At 61.6% G+C, this 20862-nt stretch carries 18 protein-coding genes, 1 tRNA gene and 1 pseudogene; 9 read left to right on the top strand and 11 right to left on the bottom strand.

Annotated features, from left to right (window positions below; all coding sequences use genetic code 11):
• Nucleotides 1-256 precede the first annotated feature (256 nt).
• Both aroQ and AC1DCM_RS25955 read right to left on the bottom strand, forming a co-directional pair.
• A complete protein-coding gene (gene aroQ / locus AC1DCM_RS25960) occupies nt 257-721 on the bottom strand; it encodes a type II 3-dehydroquinate dehydratase (RefSeq protein WP_477520237.1) in 465 nt (154 codons plus the stop codon).
• 51 nt (nt 722-772) lie between these two features.
• A complete protein-coding gene (locus AC1DCM_RS25955; protein WP_477520236.1) occupies nt 773-1957 on the bottom strand; it encodes a MarP family serine protease in 1185 nt (394 codons plus the stop codon).
• A gap of 235 nt (nt 1958-2192) precedes the next feature.
• On the opposite strand from AC1DCM_RS25955, the gene AC1DCM_RS25950 reads away from it, so the two are divergent.
• Complete coding sequence (locus AC1DCM_RS25950) at nt 2193-2870, top strand: Crp/Fnr family transcriptional regulator (protein ID WP_011775987.1); 678 nt, start codon at nt 2193-2195, stop codon at nt 2868-2870.
• Nucleotides 2871-3010: 140 nt separating this feature from the next.
• On the opposite strand, the gene AC1DCM_RS25945 is transcribed toward AC1DCM_RS25950, so the two are convergent.
• Genes AC1DCM_RS25945 through AC1DCM_RS25935 form a run of 3 tightly spaced genes read right to left on the bottom strand, consistent with a single transcriptional unit; the run spans nt 3011 to nt 4634 of the window.
• The gene (locus tag AC1DCM_RS25945) at nt 3011-3922 is read right to left on the bottom strand and encodes an NUDIX hydrolase (RefSeq protein WP_477520235.1); all 912 of its coding nucleotides are present in this window, start codon (nt 3920-3922) and stop codon (nt 3011-3013) included.
• A gap of 17 nt (nt 3923-3939) precedes the next feature.
• Nucleotides 3940-4476, bottom strand: coding sequence for a RidA family protein (locus AC1DCM_RS25940; protein WP_442018696.1), 537 nt, complete (start codon nt 4474-4476; stop codon nt 3940-3942).
• 2 nt (nt 4477-4478) lie between these two features.
• Nucleotides 4479-4634 (bottom strand): DUF4177 domain-containing protein, encoded by a 156-nt coding sequence (locus AC1DCM_RS25935; RefSeq protein ID WP_011775990.1) that lies wholly within the window; start codon nt 4632-4634, stop codon nt 4479-4481.
• 37 nt (nt 4635-4671) lie between these two features.
• Between AC1DCM_RS25935 and AC1DCM_RS25930 the strand changes: the two genes are divergently transcribed.
• From AC1DCM_RS25930 to AC1DCM_RS25910, 5 genes are all read left to right on the top strand, one after another.
• On the top strand, nt 4672-6966 hold the full coding sequence (locus AC1DCM_RS25930) for a transglycosylase domain-containing protein (protein WP_477520234.1): 2295 nt from the start codon (nt 4672-4674) through the stop codon (nt 6964-6966).
• Between the two features lie 2 nt (nt 6967-6968).
• Complete coding sequence (locus AC1DCM_RS25925) at nt 6969-7916, top strand: metallophosphoesterase (protein ID WP_477520233.1); 948 nt, start codon at nt 6969-6971, stop codon at nt 7914-7916.
• Nucleotides 7917-8132: 216 nt separating this feature from the next.
• Nucleotides 8133-9932: an ABC transporter ATP-binding protein gene (locus AC1DCM_RS25920; RefSeq protein ID WP_477520232.1), complete on the top strand. Its 1800-nt coding sequence runs from the start codon at nt 8133-8135 to the stop codon at nt 9930-9932.
• On the top strand, nt 9929-11761 hold the full coding sequence (locus tag AC1DCM_RS25915; RefSeq protein ID WP_477520231.1) for an ABC transporter ATP-binding protein: 1833 nt from the start codon (nt 9929-9931) through the stop codon (nt 11759-11761). Before AC1DCM_RS25920 ends, AC1DCM_RS25915 begins: the two co-directional genes overlap by 4 nt.
• A 75-nt stretch (nt 11762-11836) precedes the next feature.
• Nucleotides 11837-11913: transfer RNA gene (locus AC1DCM_RS25910), tRNA-Pro, on the top strand.
• Between the two features lie 167 nt (nt 11914-12080).
• Here the strand turns inward: AC1DCM_RS25910 and AC1DCM_RS25905 are convergent.
• On the bottom strand, nt 12081-12302 hold the full coding sequence (locus AC1DCM_RS25905) for a hypothetical protein (RefSeq protein ID WP_477520230.1): 222 nt from the start codon (nt 12300-12302) through the stop codon (nt 12081-12083).
• 124 nt (nt 12303-12426) lie between these two features.
• Between AC1DCM_RS25905 and AC1DCM_RS25900 the strand changes: the two genes are divergently transcribed.
• Nucleotides 12427-13719: a helix-turn-helix domain-containing protein gene (locus AC1DCM_RS25900; RefSeq protein ID WP_477520229.1), complete on the top strand. Its 1293-nt coding sequence runs from the start codon at nt 12427-12429 to the stop codon at nt 13717-13719.
• Between the two features lie 71 nt (nt 13720-13790).
• On the opposite strand, the gene AC1DCM_RS25895 is transcribed toward AC1DCM_RS25900, so the two are convergent.
• Complete coding sequence (locus tag AC1DCM_RS25895; RefSeq protein WP_477520228.1) at nt 13791-14729, bottom strand: phosphoribosylaminoimidazolesuccinocarboxamide synthase; 939 nt, start codon at nt 14727-14729, stop codon at nt 13791-13793.
• A gap of 2 nt (nt 14730-14731) precedes the next feature.
• Entirely contained in the window at nt 14732-16042 is a 1311-nt protein-coding gene (gene purD / locus AC1DCM_RS25890; protein WP_442018724.1) for a phosphoribosylamine--glycine ligase, read from the bottom strand.
• Nucleotides 16043-16167: 125 nt separating this feature from the next.
• On the opposite strand from purD, the gene AC1DCM_RS25885 reads away from it, so the two are divergent.
• Both AC1DCM_RS25885 and AC1DCM_RS25880 read left to right on the top strand, forming a co-directional pair.
• The gene (locus tag AC1DCM_RS25885) at nt 16168-17184 is read left to right on the top strand and encodes an asparaginase (RefSeq protein WP_224088869.1); all 1017 of its coding nucleotides are present in this window, start codon (nt 16168-16170) and stop codon (nt 17182-17184) included.
• Between the two features lie 44 nt (nt 17185-17228).
• The gene (locus AC1DCM_RS25880; RefSeq protein ID WP_442018689.1) at nt 17229-17630 is read left to right on the top strand and encodes a sterol carrier family protein; all 402 of its coding nucleotides are present in this window, start codon (nt 17229-17231) and stop codon (nt 17628-17630) included.
• Nucleotides 17631-17690: 60 nt separating this feature from the next.
• Here AC1DCM_RS25880 and AC1DCM_RS25875 read toward each other — a convergent pair whose 3' ends face one another.
• The 3 genes and pseudogenes from AC1DCM_RS25875 to AC1DCM_RS25865 form a co-directional block, all read right to left on the bottom strand.
• A complete protein-coding gene (locus AC1DCM_RS25875; RefSeq protein ID WP_477520227.1) occupies nt 17691-19178 on the bottom strand; it encodes a cation:dicarboxylate symporter family transporter in 1488 nt (495 codons plus the stop codon).
• Between the two features lie 266 nt (nt 19179-19444).
• The gene (locus AC1DCM_RS25870) at nt 19445-20212 is read right to left on the bottom strand and encodes an SDR family oxidoreductase (RefSeq protein ID WP_477520226.1); all 768 of its coding nucleotides are present in this window, start codon (nt 20210-20212) and stop codon (nt 19445-19447) included.
• Nucleotides 20213-20285: 73 nt separating this feature from the next.
• Nucleotides 20286-20420, bottom strand: a pseudogene (locus tag AC1DCM_RS25865) (aspartate/glutamate racemase family protein); the annotation flags it as partial.
• Nucleotides 20421-20862 lie beyond the last annotated feature (442 nt).

Genomic DNA, 20862 nt, shown 5'->3' with positions numbered 1-20862 from the left:
ACCTGTTTCACCGACCGGTTCGTGGACAAAACAAGCCGCACAGCATCCTCACGGAAAGCCGCATCGTATTTTCTTCTGGGCGTGGTCATCTGAACTGAAGCTCCCATCAAGCTGTCTCACAAAACCATACGACCGCAATCCCTCTCTCACGTCCCGACGGCTTCCCGGGAACCCTCTCTCACATCCCGACGGCTTCCCGGGAACCCTCTCTCACGTCCTGACGGCTTCCCGGGAACCCTCTCTCACGTCCGCCGGACTACACGGTTTCAGCCAGGTAATCGATGGCCAACTTGTAGCCAAGTACGCCCGCACCCACGATGATGGCGCTGCACACACCGGATAAGTAGGAGTGGTGCCGGAACTCTTCGCGCTGATGAACGTTGGTGATGTGCACTTCGACGGCGGGCAGCTGCACTGCGGCGAGGGCGTCACGAAGTGCCACTGACGTGTGTGTGAAGGCCCCGGCATTGATGACGATGCCCGCCGCGGTTCCGCGCGCTGCGTGGATAGCGTCGAGGAGATCACCTTCGTGGTTGGACTGAACGCAGTCCACCGTGAAGCCATGGGCAGCCGCGGCTGACATGGCCAACTGCTCGACGTCCGCGAGCGTGGAAGTGCCGTACTTCTCGGGCTCCCTGGTGCCCAAAAGGTTAAGGTTCGGTCCGTTGATCACAAGAATGGTGCCGCGACCAGCTTCGGTGGCGGGGGTGGCTTCAGTCATGGCTCCCAATCTATTAGGCGGCGGGAGAATGTCCGGGAATTGCCGTCAAAGTTACTTGCGTGTGCACTGCCCGGGCGAAACAGGATTGCTAAGGCCCGGAGCTTGGGCAGCCACCGGCTGGATGTCCTCCATGGTGAGTGCAAACCCAAGTGCCGCATCAGTGGTGGTCTTGGCAAAAACCAAGCCGGCTACCTGCCCTTGCATGGTGAGCAGCGGCCCTCCCGAGTTACCGGGTTGGACGTCACCCGCAAGCTTGTAGACCGACTCGGGAGAAGGATTGCTGCCATAAATGTCAGGAACCAGGATGGTCGAAATCCCTTGGACAGTTGCTGGTTTGGACTGGAAAGGACCGCCGTGCGGGTAGCCCGCAAAAGCTGCGGGGCTGCCGGCTGCCAGGTCTGGACTCAGCTGCAGTGGATCCGATGAAAGTCCGTCTACGGCCAAAACCGCGATGTCCCGCTGGGAGTCGAAGTAGACCACCCGACCCGGCAACGCGCCGCCGTCGGGAATTTCCACGACCGGCTGCGACACGCCCGCCACAACGTGTGCATTGGTCACGACGCGCCCGGGCGACACGACAAATCCGGATCCGGTTTGGTTCTGGCCGCATTCAAAGGCCGTGCCGGCAATCTTCAGGACGGACTCGGCAGCGCGGTTCAGGGCGGGAGTGTCGGTGGACTCGTTGGGAATCGTAACCGGTGTGGAGGGGCCGAAGCCCTCAATCAGCTTGGGAATACCGTCGCCGATCACCGTAGATCGCAATTGGGCCATTGTGGTTTTGACCGGCGTCGGCGTCAACGAATCGATGTATCGAATGACCCGCGACTCAGCCAACTGCTGCGAGACAAACGGCACGCCCAGTGAACTGATACTGAACGCCAACATGGACATCACCAGCGCCGCGACCACCACGCTGACCACGCCGCCAATCAACCGGTCGGCTGCGTGCAACGGCTTAATCCGCACCGCATGGCGGACTTTTCGCCCGATCATGGTACCCAGCCCGTGGCCAAGCGCAATAAGCACGACGGCGGCACCCACCGTGGCGGTCAGCCTCCAACCGCTATCGCTCACCCAGCCGCTCACAAGTGGAACAGCCATAAATGCAGCAATCGCGCCAACCACAAAACCGGCAATTCCGCCGAGTGTCACCAGGAAGCCACTGCGCAGGCCATAGATCAGGTAGGACAGCAGCATCAAGATCAATGCCAAATCCAAAATCGTCAAGCCAAACACCAATGCTCCTTGTGACCGGGTAGCGCCAATTGTAGTTGGGCACCCTGACAAGAAACCGTTAGTCCCATCACGATACGGGTGCGCTCCGAGCGTCTAAAGGCACCGCAAACAAGGCCCGATGGGGGCAAAAACCGCGCCGTTTCAGCGTTTCTCCTGCCAAGTACGTCACAGAAGCTTAAAAATTCTGAAACAATGGCTGGAGCGCCACGACCGAAACTTATATTCAGGAGATTTCATGGACATCGAGGTATTGCGCCGCGCACCCCTCTTCGCCACCCTTGACGACGACGCATTCCGCTTGCTGACGGACGAACTCACCGAGGTGGACCTCTCACGCGGGGCATCGGTATTCCGCGAAGGCGACCAGGGTGACCAGCTGTACTTCATCGTTTCCGGCAAGGTAAAGCTCGGCCGAACCTCCCCCGATGGCCGCGAGTCCCTGTTGGCCATCCTCGGCCCGGGAGAACTCTTCGGCGAAATGGCGTTGTTCGATCCCAGCCCCCGCACCGCCACGGCCACCGCCGTCTCCGAAACGCGCCTGGCCGGACTGAAGAACGAAAGCCTCAACGCGCTGCTCCGCACGCGTCCCGAGGTTTCCGCGCAGCTGTTGCAGGCCCTCGCCCGCCGGCTCCGCCGCACCAACGATTCACTGTCCGACCTCGTCTTCTCGGACGTCCCGGGCCGCGTCGCGAAGGCGCTCCTGGATCTGGCCGACCGCTTCGGCCGTCCGGCCACCGACGGCGTCCTGGTTGCCCATGAACTCACGCAGGAAGAACTGGCCCAGCTGGTGGGCGCTTCCCGCGAAACCGTCAACAAGGCACTGGCCGAGTTCGTCCAGCGCGGTTGGCTGCGCCTGGAAGCGCGCGCCGTCGTTATTCTGGACATGCAGCGGCTCCGCCAGCGTTCGCGCTAATTTCTACTTGCAAAAAAGCCGCCCCGGTGATGAACCGGGGCGGCTTTTTTCGTCGGGACGTGAGAGAGGATCCGTCAAAACCCGTCGGGATGTGAGAGAGGATCCGTCAAAACCCGTCGGGATGTGAGAGAGCGTCCGATTTAGCGCTCCCGCTGCGGCTCTCCGGCTACGGTCCTGGCGGCCTCGACCTCGAGCATCAGCACTCCACCCTCGTCCACCAGTTTGGGTTGGTACACGTGGGCCTTGCGCTTGTAGCTTAGGTAAGCGATGCAGCCGTTGGCATGGGCCATTTTTTCGAGCATGATTTCGGACCCGGGCACCAGGAGTTGGCCGAGGGAAAGTCCGACGGTGTTTTCCTGGGCTATTTCGTCGCCGAGGGCTGTGGTGTCGCGGATGGCGATGGCTTCGGCCGCACAAACCCAGCGGCCCCATACGCCCTTACTGCCCAGAATGCTCGGCTGCTGGTTCACGGGGACTGTAGCCGCGAAATAGCGCGTGTTGAAGCGGGTGTGGGCGAAGTCGGGGCTGAGCCAGTTGACCAGGGGCTTCAGCAGGTCCGTGCGGAGTGAAAGGCCACGCTTGGCGAGTACTTCACTGAAGGATTTCTCCTGGCTGGACACAGCTTCCCGGGCTTTCATCCATTCCACGGTCGAGTTGGCCTCCACAGTGGAGGAAGCGTCTGGGCCGGCAAGGAGGACGCCGGTTTCCTCGAAGAGTTCGCGGATGGCGCCCACAACGTGGCGGCGGGCGAGTCCGACGTCGTCCGTTCCCATGTGCTCAGCCCAATACTGCGGTGAGGGACCCAACCAACCGACGGGGTCGTCGTCGGACGGGTCCAGGGATCCACCGGGGAACGCGACGACGCCCAGCGGCGAGGAGCCTGGCCTGTAACCAAGCCAGGTCTCCAGACCGGTGGGTGAGTCCCGCAAGAGGACGACGGATGATGCGTAGCGGGCGGCCCTGGGGGTCCGCTCGCCGAGCTCAAGCCAGTTTCGTGCTGCCCCTTCGAGTGCGGGAGGGAGTGCGAACAGGCGGCGGGCAAGCTGCGGCAATTGGGTGAACCGGTTCCTTAGCTGAATTCAGCGATGAGCTCGACTTCGACGGGAGAGTCGAGCGGCAGGACGGAAACGCCGACGGCGGAGCGTGCGTGCTTGCCGGCGTCGCCCAGTACCTGGCCGAGAAGTTCGGAGGCGCCGTTGATCACGCCGGGCTGGCCCGTAAAGGTGGGCTCGGATGCAACGAAGCCCACTACCTTGACGATGCGGGTGATGCGGTCGAGGTCGCCGATGACGCTCTTCACAGCAGCGAGGGCGTTGATGGCACAGACAGCGGCGTAACGCTTGGCATCCTCGGGATCGACGGTGGGCTCGTCAGAGGCGCCCAACTCGCCGAGGGAGACCTTGCCCGTAGCTTCGAGTTTGCCCTTAATAAAGGGCAGCTGGCCGGACGTGTAAACGTAGTTGCCGGAGACGATCGCCGGCACGTAGGCGGCCACAGGTGCGGCGACCTCGGGAAGGGTCAAGCCGAGTTCGGCGAGACGCTGCTCAACGGCCGACGTCGGAGCGCCGGATTCCGCGGCAGACGTGGTTTCTGCGGGGGTTGTCATGGTTACTGCTTCTCCCTCTTCAGGTATGCAACAAGGCCTTTGCCATCGGGTCCACCGACGACCTGCACAAGCTCCCAACCGTCCTCGCCCCACTGGTCCAGGATCTGCTTCGTGGCGTGGATAATGAGCGGAATCGTGGCGTACTCCCATTTGGTCATGACAGAAAGCCTAGCCCTTGCCGGTAAAGTGGAAAACATGGTGACTCGCAAGAACCCCATATTCGACACTGCCACCACCCTCGGAAAGATTTTAGGTTTCCTTGGCGTGAGCGCGATTTGTGGCGTCCTGGTGGCGGGCCTTTTGGTCCCCGCAGCCGCCGTTTCGGGCAGTGCCGCAAGTGGTTCAATCCAGTTCTTTGACACTCTGCCGGCAGAGCTGCAGGTGGATCCGCCCAGCCAGAACACAACGATTCTGGCGAAGGACGGCACACCGATTGCCTCGATCTACGCTGAGAACCGGACCAAGGTTCCGCTGGATCAAATGAGCCCGTTCATCAAGGACGCTGTCATCTCTATCGAGGACAGCCGTTTTTATGAGCATGGCGGCATTGACACCACCGGCATCATGCGAGCCATCGTGAGCACAGCCCGCGGCAACAAGCAGGGCGCGTCCACCATTACGCAGCAATACGTTAACAACGTCATCAACGAATCGCTGGTCGCGTCCGGCAAGGACGAAGACGTCAAGCTGAACGGCCTGAACAAGGGCGTCGGCGATAAGCTCCGCGAGATGAAGCTGGCGATTGCCCTGGAGAAGAAGTTCTCCAAAGAGCAGATCCTTGAGGGCTACCTCAACATCGTCTTCTTCAACCGTGACGCCTACGGCATTGAAGCTGCCTCCAAATTCTTCTTCAGCACTACTGCAAAGGATCTGACTCTTCCACAGGCAGCCTTGCTGGCTGGTTTGGTGAACAGCCCGTCCGCCTTCGATCCGATCACCAACCCGGATAACTCCAAGAAGCGCCGCGACCTTGTCTTGGCTGCCATGGTGAACCAGGGCAAGATCACCCAGGCAGAGTACGACGAAGCGGTGGCCACTCCCGTTACCACCAAGGTCACTCCTGCGCGCCAGGGTTGCGCGTACGCCACCATGGCTCCGTATTTCTGCGACTACGTACTGCACTTGCTCTTGAACAACCCTGCATACGGCGAGACCTCGGACGAGCGCGAGAAGCGCATCATGCGTGGCGGCCTTACCATCCGGACCACCCTGGACCCCACCGCGCAGACCGTTGCCCAGCAGCAGGTTGATGGGACGGCGGGTGCCAACCCGGATAAGTGGGGCGCCTCGATCGTCTCGGTCCAGCCGGGTACCGGCCAGATCGTGAGCATGGCCCAGAACACCGTTTGGCTCCCCCAAGACGGCAAGTTCGATCAGACCCAAAACTTCAACGTGGACGTCCTCGATGCCGACGGCAACGACCTCAACGGCATTGGCGGCTTCCAGCCGGGTTCCACCATGAAGCCGTTTACGTTCGCCGAATGGCTGAACGAGGGCAAGTCGATGAATACGACGATTAATGCTTCGGTACGCAGGTACCCCCAGAACTTCCGGTGGCGAAATACCTGCCCTGCGCCCACTGTTGGCTGGTATGACGCCACCAACGGCACTTTCGACCTGCAGAACTCGGACGAGGGTTACTACAGAAACATGACGGTCCTGTACGGCCTCATGAACTCGATTAACACGGCCACCTTTGCTTCAGCTTCCCAGCTGGACTTGTGCGGCATCCAAGGCATTGTTGATGCGACGGGTGTCCATGGGGGTCTGCCTGCCCGGGATGACACCGGCAAGATCACGGATCCCAATCCCAAGGTGCCCATGACCACTCTGGGTAACCTCATTGGTTCCACGCAGACTGCGCCTCTCACGATGGCCAGCGCCTTCGCCACGTTCGCTGCCGATGGCAAGTACTGCCAGCCAATTGCGATTACCTCGGTGAAGGACCAGTCCGGTGCCGATCTCCCGGCGCAATCCTCCAACTGCAAGGATGCCATCAAACCTGAGGTTGCCCGAGGAGTTGCTTACGCGATGGGGAAGGTGCTCGACGAGGGCTCTGGCTCCCTGATCCGGCCAGCCTTGAACTCCAGGAACTTCCCCGTAGCCGCCAAGACCGGTACGAACGACACCAACGGTTCCACCTGGGTGGTCGGCTACACCACCGGTTTGGCAACGGCCTCCTGGTTCGGTGATCCCTTGGGTGACCAAAAGCGCCCAGGACGTAACCTGACCGTTAACGGCAAGTTCTACCCGTCCATCGACGGTTACATGATTGCTGGTCCGCAGTTCACGAACTACATGCTGTCCGTTGCCCCTGCATATGGAACCAACCCGTTCCAAGCGCCGCCGTCCAACCTCCTCGGAGGCCCTGCTCCACAGCGCAATACGGCGCCAGCACCCACGCAGAACAATCCCGCCCCGCCGACAACTCCTACCAACAACGGCGGCAACAACGGCAATGGCAACGGCAACGGCCCTGGCAAGGACTAACCGTGATCTTTGGTGATTCTCTGGCAAACCGCGTCCGCACTGTCGGGCGCGGTTTCGCCGTCACTACTGTCCTCGGTGCCACTGCGGGTGCGGCAGCTGCTGCCTACGGTTGGTGGGAAAAGGACCAGTTCGGAGTCCGCCATGAGACTCTCCCCATCCTCCCCGAGGGTTCAGATCCGTTCCGCGTACTGCACCTGAGCGATATCCACTTCGTTCCGGGACAGGACAAGAAAACCGAGTGGCTGCAGTCTTTGTCGGATCTGAAACCCGATCTTGTAGTCAACACCGGCGACAACCTCAGCCACGAACAGGCCGTCGATCCGCTGATCACCGCTCTCCGGCCCCTCATGGAATTTCCCGGCGTCTTCGTCCCGGGCTCCAACGACTACTACGCACCAAGGATCAAGAACCCTGCGGGCTACTTCCGTGGACCGTCGAAGCTCAGGACCGATCCGATCAAGCTCGACTGGCCCAGGTTGCGGTCTGCATTCGGCATGGGAGGCTGGATCGACCTCACCAACCGCGCCCAGTCGGTGGTTTTAGATGGCCTGCGTTTCGATTTCTCGGGCGTGGATGATCCCCACTTGAAGCGCGAACGTTATGCCGGTTGGCCTCGAGGCACCGTGAACCAGGATGCCCGTCCCCACCTGAGGGTGGCAGTCATCCACGCTCCGTACCAGCGCGTGCTGGATCATTTCACCGAGGCCGCGGCAGATCTGATCCTCGCCGGACACACCCACGGCGGCCAGATCTGCATCCCGGGTTATGGCGCCCTCGTCTCCAACTGCGACCTTCCGACATGGCGGGCCAAAGGCCTCCACGATTGGGAAAGCGATGGATTCACGACGCCGGTCAACGTCTCAGGAGGCATCGGCACCTCGCGCTACGCCCCGGTCCGGATCGCCTGCCGCCCGGAAGCGGTCCTGCTCACCCTCACTGCCCCCAGCTAAACGCCGCCCAGGTCCACGGGACGCCGAACTCAACGCCACGCCCAGCTAAACGCGACGGCCAGCCAAACGCAGGGACCATTACGAATCTCAATAAGTTGGCGAACTTTCCACATAGCAAAGTGTGGTCCTGTGAAACGAATCACGGCATGGCATAGGGTAGTTGCTACGGGAAACTACCTCCGCACCATCTGAAGATCCAGCTGTTGAGAAGCGGGCATGTCCAAACAAACGTCATTCTTCACATCCGTCGGCCGCCTGTACCCTCATGTGCGGCCCATCCTCCCCCGGCTTTTCATGGGTCTCCTCTGCGCCCTGCTCGCCAGCATCGTCGCACTGACCATCCCGCAAGTGCTGCGTGTTTTGGTCAACACCTCGCTTCAACCGGGCGGTGACCCAGGCGCTGTCTGGATTGCCGCCGTCGTGATTCTTGCGCTTGGTGTGGCTGAAGCCGGACTGGTGGCCTTGCGGCGGCAGTTCGTGATCAACCCGGCCACGACGGTTGAGACCAGGATGCGTGTATCGCTGTATGGTCACCTCCAGCAACTCACAGTGTCTTTCCATGACCGCTGGGGTTCCGGGCAGTTGCTGTCCCGAGCCATGACGGACTTGAGTTTTCTGCGCCGCTGGATGGCGTTCGGCGCGATCATGCTGGTGGTCACCACGTTGACGGTGATCATCGGCGTCGGAGTCATGTTCTCCATGAGTTGGCAACTGGCGTTGATTTTCCTCGGCGCGGCCGTGCCGATCATGGTCAATTCGTTCCGCTTCCGCCGTCGCTTCAGCCTGGTCACGCGCCTCAGCCAGGACCAGGCCGGCGATCTTGCTACCACCGTGGAAGAGTCCGTCCACGGCATCCGCGTCCTGAAGGCTTTCGGCCGCAGCCGCGAAGCGCTGGAGAATTTCAACGGCCAGGCAGAAGAGCTGCGGCAGACAGAGATTGCCAAGGCGAAGCAGCAAGCCGGCTTCACCCTGGTGGTCACGTTGCTGCCTGAGCTGGCGCTGGGCGTCGGCCTGGTGGTGGGCATCATGCTCGCGGCAAGCGGCCAGCTAAGTATCGGCTCGCTGGTTGCGTTCTTCGCGACCGCCGCCGTGGTGGCCACTCCCGTGGAATTTTCCGGCATGCTCCTGGCCATGGCGCTGACTGCCAAGACTGCATTGGACCGGCACTTCGAAGTCATGGACACCGCGAACACCATCACCTCGCCGGATCATGCTGAGCTGCCGGCAACGGTGAAGGGCGCCCTGCGCTTTGAGCATGCGGGCTTCGGATTCGACGACGGCGGTACGCTCCTGCACGACATCACTCTGGACATTCGTCCCGGCGAAACCATGGCACTGGTGGGCATCACCGGCAGCGGCAAGAGCGCCCTGCTCCAACTGGTCCCCCGTCTTTACGACGTCACAGTAGGCTCCGTGACGATTGATGGCGTGGACGTCCGCGACTACGACATCGAGGAACTCCGGCGCATCGTTGCGGTGGCTTTCGAGGACACCACCCTGTTCTCCAGCTCTGTGCGGGACAACGTCCTGCTCGGCTCCCCTGAACCCAGCGACGCAGCCCTGGATGAAGCCTTGGACGTCGCCCAAGCCCACTTCGCGTACTCTTTGCCGGAAGGTGTGGACACGCTGATCGGCGAGGAAGGCTTGAGCCTTTCGGGTGGCCAGCGGCAGCGCATAGCCCTTGCCCGTGCCATCGCAGCGAAGCCAAAAGTCTTGGTCCTGGACGATCCCCTCTCGGCTTTGGACGTCAACACCGAAGAACGCGTGGAAGCCCGGCTCCGCGAGGTACTGCACGAGACCACCACCCTCATCGTCGCGCACCGCCCTTCGACCGTGGCATTGGCGGACCGCGTGGCGTTGCTCGAGAACGGAACCATCACCGCCGTCGGAACCCACACGGAACTGCTGGCTGAAAACGCTCACTACCGCTACGTCATCGCAAGCCTGGATACCGGTCCGAGGGACCTGGACAGCGAATTGGATGAACTCGAAGACGCCGAGGAGGCCCGACGGTGAGCGCCACAACTTTTGGAACCGCCAACGAAGACAACACGCTCCTGAGCAAAGCGGACAGCAAAGCAGTACGACGCCGGTCGCTCGCCTTGCTGGGCTCGCTGATCCGCCCGGTGCGGCTGCGTTTCTGGATGACGATCGTGATGGTGGTGGTTTCGCAGCTCACCCGGGTGGCGGGGCCAGCCCTGATCGCCTTTGGCATCGACACCGCTCTGCCCGCATTGCAGGCCGGCAACAATGCACCGTTGGTGCTCGCCGGTGCGTTGTACCTGGCAGCGGCAATCGCCACTGCTGCAATGACTGCCCTCTACGTAACGTCCACAGCCCAATTGAGCCAGGCCATGCTCCTGGACCTCCGGGTACGCGTGTTCAGGCACACCCAGCGGTTGAGCCTTGAATTCCACGAGAAGTACACATCCGGCCGCATCATTGCCCGTCAAACCTCGGACCTCGAGGCGCTGCGGGAATTGCTTGACTCCGGCGTGAGCTCCCTGGCTTCGGGCATGCTGTTTATGCTCTTCACAGCATTCACCGTGTTTGCTTTGGACTGGCGCAGTGGATTGATCATGCTTGCGGCGGGTGTGCCCATGTTCTTACTCGCGCGCTGGTACCAAAAGCATTCACAGATCGCGTTCCGGGAATCCCGGGTGGTTTCGGCCCGGCTGATCGTGCACTTCGTGGAAACCATGACAGGCATCCGTGCGGTGAAGGCCTTCCGCAAGGAGCGCGAGAACGCCGACCGCTACGGCGCCTTGGCTGAGGACTACCGCAAGAACACCGTCCGCTCCATCAACCTGAATGGCATCTTCCAGCCGGGTCTGGTGCTGATCGGCAACGTGTGTGTGGCGGCAGTGCTGTTGTTCGGCGGGTTCAGGGTGCTGAGTGGTGACCTCGCCGTGGGCGTCCTCCTGGCACTCATCCTGTCCACGAAGCGCTTCTTCCAACCGGTGGACCAGATGGCCATGTTCTACAACTCATTCCAGAGCGCACAGGCGGCGCTGGAGAAAGTATCAGGGCTCCTCGAAGAGGTGCCCACCGTCCGGCCGCCAAAGAACCCTGTACCGCTGAAGAGTTCACGCGGCGAGATCGACTTCAAGGGCGTGCAGTTCGGATACAGCGATGGCAAGGTGGTTGTGCCAAACCTGGACCTGCACATTCCCGCTGGCCAAACCGTTGCACTGGTGGGACAGACAGGCGCCGGCAAATCCACCCTGGCCAAACTCGTTGCGCGCTTCTACGACGTCACGTCAGGCGCCATCACGTTGGACGGCATTGACCTTCGCGATCTGGCTACCACCGACCTTCGCCGCGCAGTGGTCATGGTGACCCAGGAAGCCTTCCTGTTCAGCGGCTCCGTGGCGGAAAACATCGCATTGGGCCGGCCTGAAGCTTCCCGAGCCGAAGTGGAGACCGCGGCCAAAGCAGTGGGCGCCCATGAATTCATCATGAGCTTGCCCGAAGGATATGACACGGATGTCAATAAACGTGGTGGCCGAGTCTCGTCGGGCCAGCGTCAACTGATCGGATTCGCCAGGGCCTTCCTCGCCGCGCCTGCCATTCTGATCCTGGACGAAGCCACGTCTTCGCTGGATATTCCTTCCGAGCGGATGGTGCAGGCAGGACTCGCCCACCTTCTGGAGGGTGTTGCAGGCCAGAACGCTGCCCGTACCGCCATCATCATTGCCCATCGCCTCTCCACCGTGGAGACAGCAGACAGGGTGCTGGTGGTCCACGACGGCCGGATTGTTGAGGACGGAACACCGGCCGAGCTGATCACTGGTGGTGGCCAGTTTGCCCGGCTCCACGGAGCATGGCGGGACTCGCTCGTGTGAGGAGCGACACCCCCTCCTCGATTTCGCATCCCGCAGCGATTCAGCTATCCTTGAACAGTTGCTTTCGCAGCGGATCGGGATGTAGCGCAGCTTGGTAGCGCGCTTCGTTCGGGACGAAGAGGTCGCAGGTTCAAATCCTGTCATCCCGACCAAACACGAAAATGGCGCCGAGAAATCGGCGCCATTTTTGTTTGTCCGGATCTACTCGAGTGTGGGTGTCGCAGCCGCAGTCTGTAGACCCACGCGCCTGTCCCCGGGCAAAAGAAAACCCCGGAGCATCGCTCGTCACGCTCCGGGGTCTTCTTCAGTATTTACTGATTTACATAGGATCCGGCCAGTTGCCGATGGACGACGTCGTGTACGTCGTGTCACCTGACTTGGTAGGTGTCGTGGTGGTGGACCTCATAGGATCGGGCCAGTTTCCAATAGCACTTACCGAGCCGGAATCTGCCGCTGCAGCAGCAGAGACGACTGCGGGAGCCGCAACCGTAAAAGCGAGAGCGCCTGCCAAGGCCACCGAAGCGGCCATTTTCTTGAACATAATGTTCCCCAATGCGAGTCGGATTCGTTACGGAAATTGCACGGTCCCTGTTGACATACATTGTAAAATGTTTTCCACAGAGACTGTCAAGGTTTTGGTGAAAAGACACCTGTAGGAGGGCCCCGTGGGAAACGGATTCGGCGAGAAGCTACGTGCCGAACGGCTCGAACGCGGGTTAACGCAGGCAGAACTGGGCAAAAACCTGTATTCCCCGAGCTACATTTCGCTGCTTGAGACAGGTCGACGCGAGCCTACTGCCGAGGTCATCGAAGAGCTGGCGCGCAGGCTGGAATTGGCGCCCAAGGCTTTGGAAGCCTGGAGCCAACCCGTTTCGGTAAGCGATGCCGAGTACGTGCTGGCCGGCCTGTATGCCCGGCAAGCGTGGGACCTGCGCGACTACCAACTCGCGGCCAGCCATGCAGCAACTGCGGCGCAGATCGCGCTCGAGGCGAAGAACAACAGCGCCTGGTGGAATATGACCTATATGCAGGCCGAATGCGTGATGAAGCAAGGCCAGCTCAAGGAATGCCAGCAAATTGTCGAGCACCTGCTGGAGCATCCCATGGCCACAGAGTCCGCAGGGCTTGGTGTGCGGGCCTGGCAGATGCTCGCCGCGGTCTGTCACGGACAGGGTCAGCTGGCCACCGCCGTCGAGCATGCAAAGAAGGCCGTGCAACTGTCCGAGCAGCTGCCCAAGGGATCCACGCTGATCATCGGGGCGCACCGCGCACTGATCGGTGCCCTCGCCGAGAGCGGCAAGCTGGACGAAGCCTGGCAGTACTGCCTGACGATGATCGAGCACATGGACGAGCACTCCATGTCCCAGCTGGCCGGCGAGGTCGCCTGGGTGGTGGGCAACGTTGCGTTCATGCGACACGACTATGTGGAGGGCATCAAGCACCACGAGCGCGCGGCAAAGCTGCTCTCCCCCGCCAACGACATTGAACTGTGGGCCCGCTTCAATAAGGCCTCGGCTGCAGTCAGGTTGTCGTCCGGCATTGTTGAGCCCGAAACCCTGTCCGCCATTGAACGTGCCGAGCTCGCGCTGTCCATCGTCGGCGGAAACAAGACGGACCAGCTTGAAGTAGCCTTCATCCGCGCCCGCTGGCTTTACTTGACGGGCGATATTCCGGCCGCAGTGGACAAGCTTCGCGAGATCTACAAAGACCGCAAGGTATTGGCCCGCCACACAGCTGGCGAAGTCTCGCTGTTGTTGGGGAAGTCCTTGAAGGCAGCCGGTGAAACCACGGAGGCCCTGCACTACCTGGAAGAGGCCCAGCACGACTTCAGTGCAGCCGGCGCCTCGGACCGGGTGCAACAAGCCATGGATGCGGTCCTGGAGATCCGGCTGGCGGAACGCCGCGCTGCTGCATCACACCCGGAAGCGCACTCCGAATCCCATTCCGAGGCAAGCTAAACCCAAGTAAGTCGCAGTTAAGCGCGTTCTGAGCCGTCAAAACGCGCTTAACTGCGACTCAGTTGGATTACCTAGGCGAACGTGCGCCCTGTGAGTTTCTCGTAGGCTTCCACGTAGCGGGCACGGGTGCGCTCCACGACTTCAACGGGCAAGGCAGGCGGAGGCGTGTCCGAGGACTTGTCCCAGCCGGACTCGTCCGAGGTCAGCCAGTCGCGGACGTACTGCTTGTCGTACGAGGGCTGCGATTTGCCGGGCGCATAAGTGGATGCGTCCCAGAAACGGGAGGAGTCCGGGGTGAGGACCTCATCGCCCAGCGTGATGATGCCCGTGTACGTGTCGAGGCCGAACTCCACCTTGGTGTCGGCAAGGATAATGCCCCGCTCGCGGGCAATCTCCTCAGCACGGGTGTAGATCTTCAGCGTGAGTTCGCTGAGGCGTGCGGCGATGTCGTCACCGACGATGGCCACGACGTCGTCATAGGTGATGTTAACGTCGTGCTCGCCGACGTCGGCCTTGGCAGATGGCGTAAACAGTGCTTTCTCCAAGCGGGAACCGTCAACAAGCCCCTCGGGAAGCGGGATGTTGCAGACGGTGCGGGAATGCTTGTACTCCTCCAGCCCGGAACCGGTGAGGTAACCACGGGCGATGCACTCCACCGGGAACATCTCCAGCTTCTTGCAGATCATGGCACGGCCCTCGACGGCGGCCGGAACGCCACCCTCAACCGTGGAGGCCAGCACGTGGTGCTCAACCTCCAACTGGTCGAACCACCACAGGCTGAGCTGCGTCAGGATGCGGCCCTTGTCAGGGATTTCGCTGCTCAGGACATGGTCATAGGCACTGATGCGGTCGCTGGCAACCACCAGTACGCATTCCTGGCCGACCTTTTCCGTGATGGATTCATCGGTTGGGACGTAGAGGTCACGAACCTTGCCGGAATAGATATGCGTCCAGCCCGGAAGTTGCAGGGTCTCGGTTTTGAAACCGCCTGTGGGGAGGGAATCAGTCATGCTCAGGCCTGTACTTTCGGGATGGTTCCGGTGGCTGCGTAGGGCACTCGGATTTCGCCGCGGGCGGCTTTGCCTCCGATATCCGTACGGAACTGCGAGCCTTCAAGCTGAACCAGCTCAACGCCGTCGTACGCTTTTTCGCGGGCCTCCACCAGATCCGAACCGAGCGCGACCACCGCGAGGACGCGGCCGCCGGCCGAAACCACTTTGCCTTCCTCGTCCAGCTTGGTGCCGGCGTGGACAACGTGGACGCCTTCGAGCTCGTCCACTTTCTTCAGGCCGCGGATGCGATCGCCAGTGCGGGGAGCGTCCGGATAGTTTTCGGCGGCCACGACGACGGCGACTGCCGTGTCCTTGGACCAGCGCAGCTCCTCTGCGGTGTCCAGTTCGCCCTTGGCAGCTGCCAGCAGCAACGCACCGAGCGGGGTCTTAAGGCGTGCGAGGACTGCCTGCGTCTCGGGGTCACCGAAGCGCACGTTGAACTCGATGACGCGCGTGCCGCGCGAGGTGAGTGCCAGGCCGCAGTACAGCACACCGATAAAGGGTGTGCCCCGGCGGGCCATCTCATCCACAGTGGGCTGGGCGACGCGGTCGATGACTTCCTGAACCAGGCCTTCGGGAGCCCACTCGAGCGGAGTGTAAGCACCCATGCCACCGGTGTTGGGGCCTTCATCGTTATCGAAGATGCGCTTGAAGTCCTGCGCCGGAGACAGGGGAACGGTAGTGCGGCCGTCGCAGAGGACGAACAGGGAAACTTCGGGGCCGTCGAGGAACTCTTCGATGACAACTGTTCCACCGGCGTCGAAGCATGCCTGCGCGTGCGCGAGGGCTTCCTCGCGGTCGTTGGTGACTACAACGCCCTTGCCTGCGGCGAGGCCGTCGTCCTTAACAACGTGCGGGGCGCCGAATGTAGCCAGGGCATCGGCGGCTTCCTCTGCGTTGGTGGCAACGCGGGCCATGGCCGTGGGAACGCCCGCTTCAGCCATAATCTGTTTGGCGAACGCCTTGGACGCTTCGAGCTGGGCTGCTTCCTTGCTGGGTCCAAAGACCGGAATCCCGGCCGCACGGACGGCGTCGGACACACCGGCGGCCAGGGGAGCCTCCGGACCGACGACAACCAGGTCCACGCCCAGCTTGGTGGCGAGCGCGGACACGGCTTCCGGGTTGTTCCCGTCAATTGCGTGCGTGGGAACGAGTTTGCTGATGCCCGCGTTGCCCGGAGCCGCGTGGACCTCGGAAACGTTGGGATCTTCAAGCAGAGAGCGGACAATGGCGTGTTCGCGGCCGCCTGGGCCAATGACGAGTACCTTCACAGTCTTCAAGGGTACTTTGTGTAAGGCGCGGGGCCTAAGCTGTGTCCTTCCCCGGCAACGGATGACTGGATCCGGGACCGCGCATGTGACCAGTGAACACAGCCGTCGCGCCCTAGACTGGCCTCATGCCCATGAGTTCGCATGAAACGTTCAACGTTGAGTCCGCCGTCGAACTGGCAGTCATCGAACGCAGTGGCTTTATCGAGTCCCGGCACATCGGTGCTGCCGTCGTCCTTGCCGGTGACGGAAGCGTGGTCACCCGGCTCGGTGACATCGATGCTCCCATTCTGGCCCGCTCCACCCTGAAACCATTCCAGGCCCTCGCTGCCATGCAGTCCGGCGTCCCGCTTCGGGGCGCCCAGGTGGCTGTCGCCTGCGGAAGCCACACCGGTTCCCTGGATCACATGGACGTAGTGGAGGGAATGCTCAAAGCGGCAGGTGTCCGCGAGGATCAGCTTCAGTGCCCCACAGCTTGGCCGCAGGACGAAACCGCCCGCAATTGGCTTGTCCGCTCCGAGCGCGGCCAGACCAGGCTCGCCTTCAATTGTTCCGGAAAGCACGCGGCTTTCCTCTGGGCCTGCACGGAAAACGGTTGGGACCTTCGCAGTTACCTTGAGCCGAATCATCCGTTGCAGCAACGTGTGCGGTCCGTGATTGAGGAATACAGCGGCGAAACGATCTCGCATTTGGGCATTGATGGCTGCGGAGCACCCGTTGCGGCGATCTCGCTGACCGGACTGGCCCGGGCGTATTCGCGGTTGGCGAAGTCGCCGGGCGATTCTTCCTCAAACGCACGCGCAGCCACCATCGCCACCTCCATGCTGGACTACCCGTGGGCGGTCCAAGGCAAGGGCGAGTCAAACACGATCGTCATGGAAGAGCTGGACATCCTGGCCAAGATTGGCGCCGAGGGCATCCTGGTCCTTGCCACGTCCACCGGTGCCACCGTCGCGGTCAAGATGCTCGATGGGAACCTTCGCGCTACGTCCTTGGTGGGGTTGACCCTTCTTGCCGTCAGTGGCGCGGTGGACATTCCCGCGGTTTCCAACGTCCTGGAACGCGTCGTGGAACCTGTGCTGGGCGGCGGGCGGCCCGTGGGCAAGATCCGCCTGGGCCACGCCGTATCCGCGATGCTCGACTGAGCCGGCCCGTTACTGAGTCACCTAGTTATATAAGGAAAGAAACCATGGCAGTTGCACGACGCCGCATTGACGTCGAGGAGGGCCGCGCTGCGCTGGCAGCCTGGCAATTCGCCGTCGGAGGCTCGGCTGAAGGTGCCTCCGGCGAAACCGGTGCCGCTCCGCCGTCGCGCTCTTTGATCGCGACGGCGGTCCGCTACTCGCTCGAGGAAGTCACCGCCCGCGCACCCGGCAATTCGGTGGAGGTCCGCGTGCCCCCGTTCGGCGTCACGCAATGTGTGGAGGGGCCCCGCCACACCCGCGGCACTCCCCCGAATGTCATAGAGTGCGACGCCGCCACCTGGCTTGAGCTGGTAACGGGCCGAATTTCTTGGGGAGACGCAGTCTCGGCTGGCCGTGTTGCCGCGTCCGGACTGCGCGCGGACCTCTCGGAACTGCTTCCCCTCTAACACAGCTAATGCCCTCAAGACCTAAGTCTCAAGGGCATCAGTTGCACTCAAACTATGGAGTTAGTCGGGGCAGATCGGCGTTGCTGGTTGCCCTGGCTTGCTCATCTCGAATTGCGGAATTTCGTCTGCCGTTGGACCTCCACGGAATTTCGGTGAGGGGTGGTGGCCCTCGCTGAGGCGTTCGAGTTCCTGTTCCTCGAAGACTTCCTCCTGGCCGAGCATGATGGCCGAATCCTCGTTGGTAATCTCGCCGTTGAAAGCACGGACCATGACGCTGCGGTCGAACTGGCCTTCCCACTTGGCAACTATGAACGTGGCAACGCAGTTACCCAGCAGGTTGACGACGACGCGCATGGAGTCCATGAGGCGATCGGCTCCGAGAAGGAGTGCTACGCCGGCAACCGGGAAGATGCCGAGGGCGGCAGCCGTGGCCGAGAGGGCCAGGAACGATGAGCCCGGGACGCCGGCCATGCCCTTGGAGGTCAGGAGCAGCACACCCAGCGCGGCCAACTGCTGGCCGAGGTCCAGGTGGTGGCCGAACGCCTGGGCCAGGAACAGCAGGGAGATGGAGAGGTAGATCGCTGCACCATCAAGGTTGAAGGAATAGCCGGTGGGAACCACCAGACCGGTGGTTGCCCGGGAGCAGCCGGCGTTGGTCAGCTTGGTCATGATGCGCGGCATGACCGCTTCAGTGGAGGCCGTGCCAAGCGCGAGCAGGAATTCTTCGCGGGTGTATTTCAGGAAGTGCCAGAGCGGAACGCGGGCGAAGCCCCAGGCCACCAGGAACAGCAGGCCGATAAAGACGATGGCGGCTCCGTAGCAGGAGGCGATCAGAAGCGCATACGTGCCAAGTGTGCCCAGCCCGTACTGGCCGATGATGAAGGCCATGGCGCCGAAGGCACCGATCGGAGCTACCTTCATGATCCAGGACATGATCTTGAAGATCAGCTCCAGAACGGTCTCCATGAGGCTGATCACCGGCAGGCAACGCTGGCGACCGATGACCACGATCGCGGCACCGAAGAAGACGGAGAAGAACAACACCTGGAGCAGGCTGTTGTTGGCGAAGGCGCCGATCACACTGGTGGGGATGACGTCCAGAAGGAAGGCCGCCGCATCCTTGGGAACTGCGTGGCCCGTCTTTGCGTCCACGGCTTCTTGGGAAAGCGTGGAGGGATCGATGTTCAGGCCGGCACCGGGCTGAACGATGTTGCCCACGATGAGTCCGAAGACCAGGGCGAAAAGGGTGGCGCAGGTGAAGTAGAGGAGTGCTTTGACCCCGACCCTTCCGACCGCCTTGACGTCGCCGACTGCCGAGATGCCCGTGACGATCACGAGGAAAATCAGCGGGGCGATGATCATCTTGATGAGTTGAATGAATCCATCACCCAGCGGCCGGAGGGTGGACCCGAGGTTCGGCCAAAAATGACCGATGAGCACACCTGCGACGACGGCGATCAGGATTTGAAAAAAGAGCGACTTATACAGTGGCTTCTTCTTCAGCGGGGCCGAACTCGCCTTCAGCGCCGCAGAGTCTGGGATCTTCATTGATCTGAACCAATCAGTTGGGAACAGCCCCACATTTGGGGGTTGTTTTCAAATGTAATCCTGCTCACATCATTCCGCAAGGGGAAATTGAATTTCCATATTGTGGAAAGTCACATCCGGTTTGGAGCTTGGATGTTGGTGCGTCCCCCACCTTCTTTGACGCAGAAATGCCCGTGACACACCCTCCTGCAGGCGTGTCACGGGCATTCGAAAAGCAAAGTGGGTGGTGGCGGCACGGGCCCACGGTTTGGGGCGGTACTTTGATGCTAGCCGCGGCCTATGAACGGCATGCCCGCGGCTGTGACCACCAGGGAACCAACGTTGGCCGACGCCGGCATGTTGGCCATCATCAGCACAGCACGGGCTGCGTCCTCCACGGGGAACATCGGCTCCACCCGACGGCTGCCATCGGCCTGCAACGCACCTGAGCCGACTCCGATGGTGTCCATGATCTCGGTGCGGGTATTTCCGATGTCGATCTGCCCGCACGTGATGCCAAAGTCTCGGCCATCCAGCTCAATGCTCTTGGTCAGGCCGGTCACCGCATGCTTTGTCACCGTGTAAGCGACGGACCTGGGCCTGGGCGAATGTGCAGAGATGGAGCCGTTGTTGATGATGCGGCCACCCTGCGGTTCCTGGGTCTTCATGGTCCTCACAGCCTCAGCGGCGCACAGCATGGAGCCAGTGACATTGACGCGCAGCGTGGCCTCCCACTCATCGACGTCGATCTCGCCAACGTCGCCGGCTGGCCCGAAGATGCCTGCATTGTTGAACAGCACATCAACCCGGCCCCAGCGTTGGCGGACTGCCTCGAAAAGGCGGGCAACGTCGTCGGGCTCTGTCACATCGCACGACACCGCCAAGGCATCCGGACGGTCGCCCGCGGTCTCCAGCAACTGCGCTTCGCGACGCCCAGCCAACGCCACACGATAACCGTCGGCGAGCATGAGCCGGGCTACGGCCTTCCCAATGCCGGAGCCGGCACCGGTCACGACGGCGACCCTTGGGTCTGCGGGCGGGCGTGGGTCAGTCATGTGGTGGCCTTTCGGGGAATCGCCTTAGACAGCTTCTGTAGCCAGCGTCAGCGGGCTGCCCTTCAGTGGGCTGGGCTGAAGTCGGTTGGGCTGCTGTTATCGGCCAGCCTATGACAGTCTTCGGACGCGGCGTTGCATAGGTGCGTACCTTGGACGTCGTGAGGCCGAGCCGGACCAAGGATTCAGCAATGGTGACAGCCGCAGCCACGTCTGCATCGTGGATCTCCACTTCGTACTGTTTCCACATAGCGGAAACAAGTTATTGAATAGTGAAAACACTCTATGACTCGCGTCACGTCACGTCAAGGCGTCACAAGTGTATGGAGGGTCACATTCGGTTGATTGCCGGGGCATTTCCCAGTTGACTGTTGCGGTTGCGTAATCCGTGTTGACGCTGCCCATCGGCAGACGTAATCTCGAATTGCAGAATTTTATTCTCACAATACGAAATTCCTTGAGCGCCCCCACAGAGCAAGCGCCCAGACATTCAATGAAGGAAGGTTGGACGTGGCTGCAGGAGAAGAGACCTCACACATCCTCAGCGGGTTGACTGCCCAGCTGCCTGATCGTGATCCGGAAGAGACCGCGGAGTGGATTGAGTCCCTTGATGCGTTGATCGCGGAGCAGGGCACGGAGCGTGCCAGCGTGCC

The organism is Paenarthrobacter sp. 10N417, assembly GCF_056394745.1.
This window is presented reverse-complemented; position numbering and strand designations above follow the sequence as displayed.

Excerpts from the sequence above, each read along its gene's own strand:
- AC1DCM_RS25870 (WP_477520226.1), bottom strand. The coding sequence starts at position 20,212 with ATGACTGACCCACGCCCGCCCGCAGACCCAAGGGTCGCCGTCGTGACC.
- aroQ (WP_477520237.1), bottom strand. The coding sequence starts at position 721 with ATGACTGAAGCCACCCCCGCCACCGAAGCTGGTCGCGGCACCATTCTT.
- AC1DCM_RS25935 (WP_011775990.1), bottom strand. The coding sequence starts at position 4,634 with ATGACCAAATGGGAGTACGCCACGATTCCGCTCATTATCCACGCCACG.
- AC1DCM_RS25920 (WP_477520232.1), top strand. The coding sequence starts at position 8,133 with ATGTCCAAACAAACGTCATTCTTCACATCCGTCGGCCGCCTGTACCCT.
- AC1DCM_RS25880 (WP_442018689.1), top strand. The coding sequence starts at position 17,229 with ATGGCAGTTGCACGACGCCGCATTGACGTCGAGGAGGGCCGCGCTGCG.
- AC1DCM_RS25875 (WP_477520227.1), bottom strand. The coding sequence starts at position 19,178 with ATGAAGATCCCAGACTCTGCGGCGCTGAAGGCGAGTTCGGCCCCGCTG.
- AC1DCM_RS25905 (WP_477520230.1), bottom strand. The coding sequence starts at position 12,302 with ATGTTCAAGAAAATGGCCGCTTCGGTGGCCTTGGCAGGCGCTCTCGCT.
- AC1DCM_RS25895 (WP_477520228.1), bottom strand. The coding sequence starts at position 14,729 with ATGACTGATTCCCTCCCCACAGGCGGTTTCAAAACCGAGACCCTGCAA.
- AC1DCM_RS25940 (WP_442018696.1), bottom strand. The coding sequence starts at position 4,476 with ATGACAACCCCCGCAGAAACCACGTCTGCCGCGGAATCCGGCGCTCCG.
- AC1DCM_RS25885 (WP_224088869.1), top strand. The coding sequence starts at position 16,168 with ATGCCCATGAGTTCGCATGAAACGTTCAACGTTGAGTCCGCCGTCGAA.
- AC1DCM_RS25950 (WP_011775987.1), top strand. The coding sequence starts at position 2,193 with ATGGACATCGAGGTATTGCGCCGCGCACCCCTCTTCGCCACCCTTGAC.
- AC1DCM_RS25930 (WP_477520234.1), top strand. The coding sequence starts at position 4,672 with ATGGTGACTCGCAAGAACCCCATATTCGACACTGCCACCACCCTCGGA.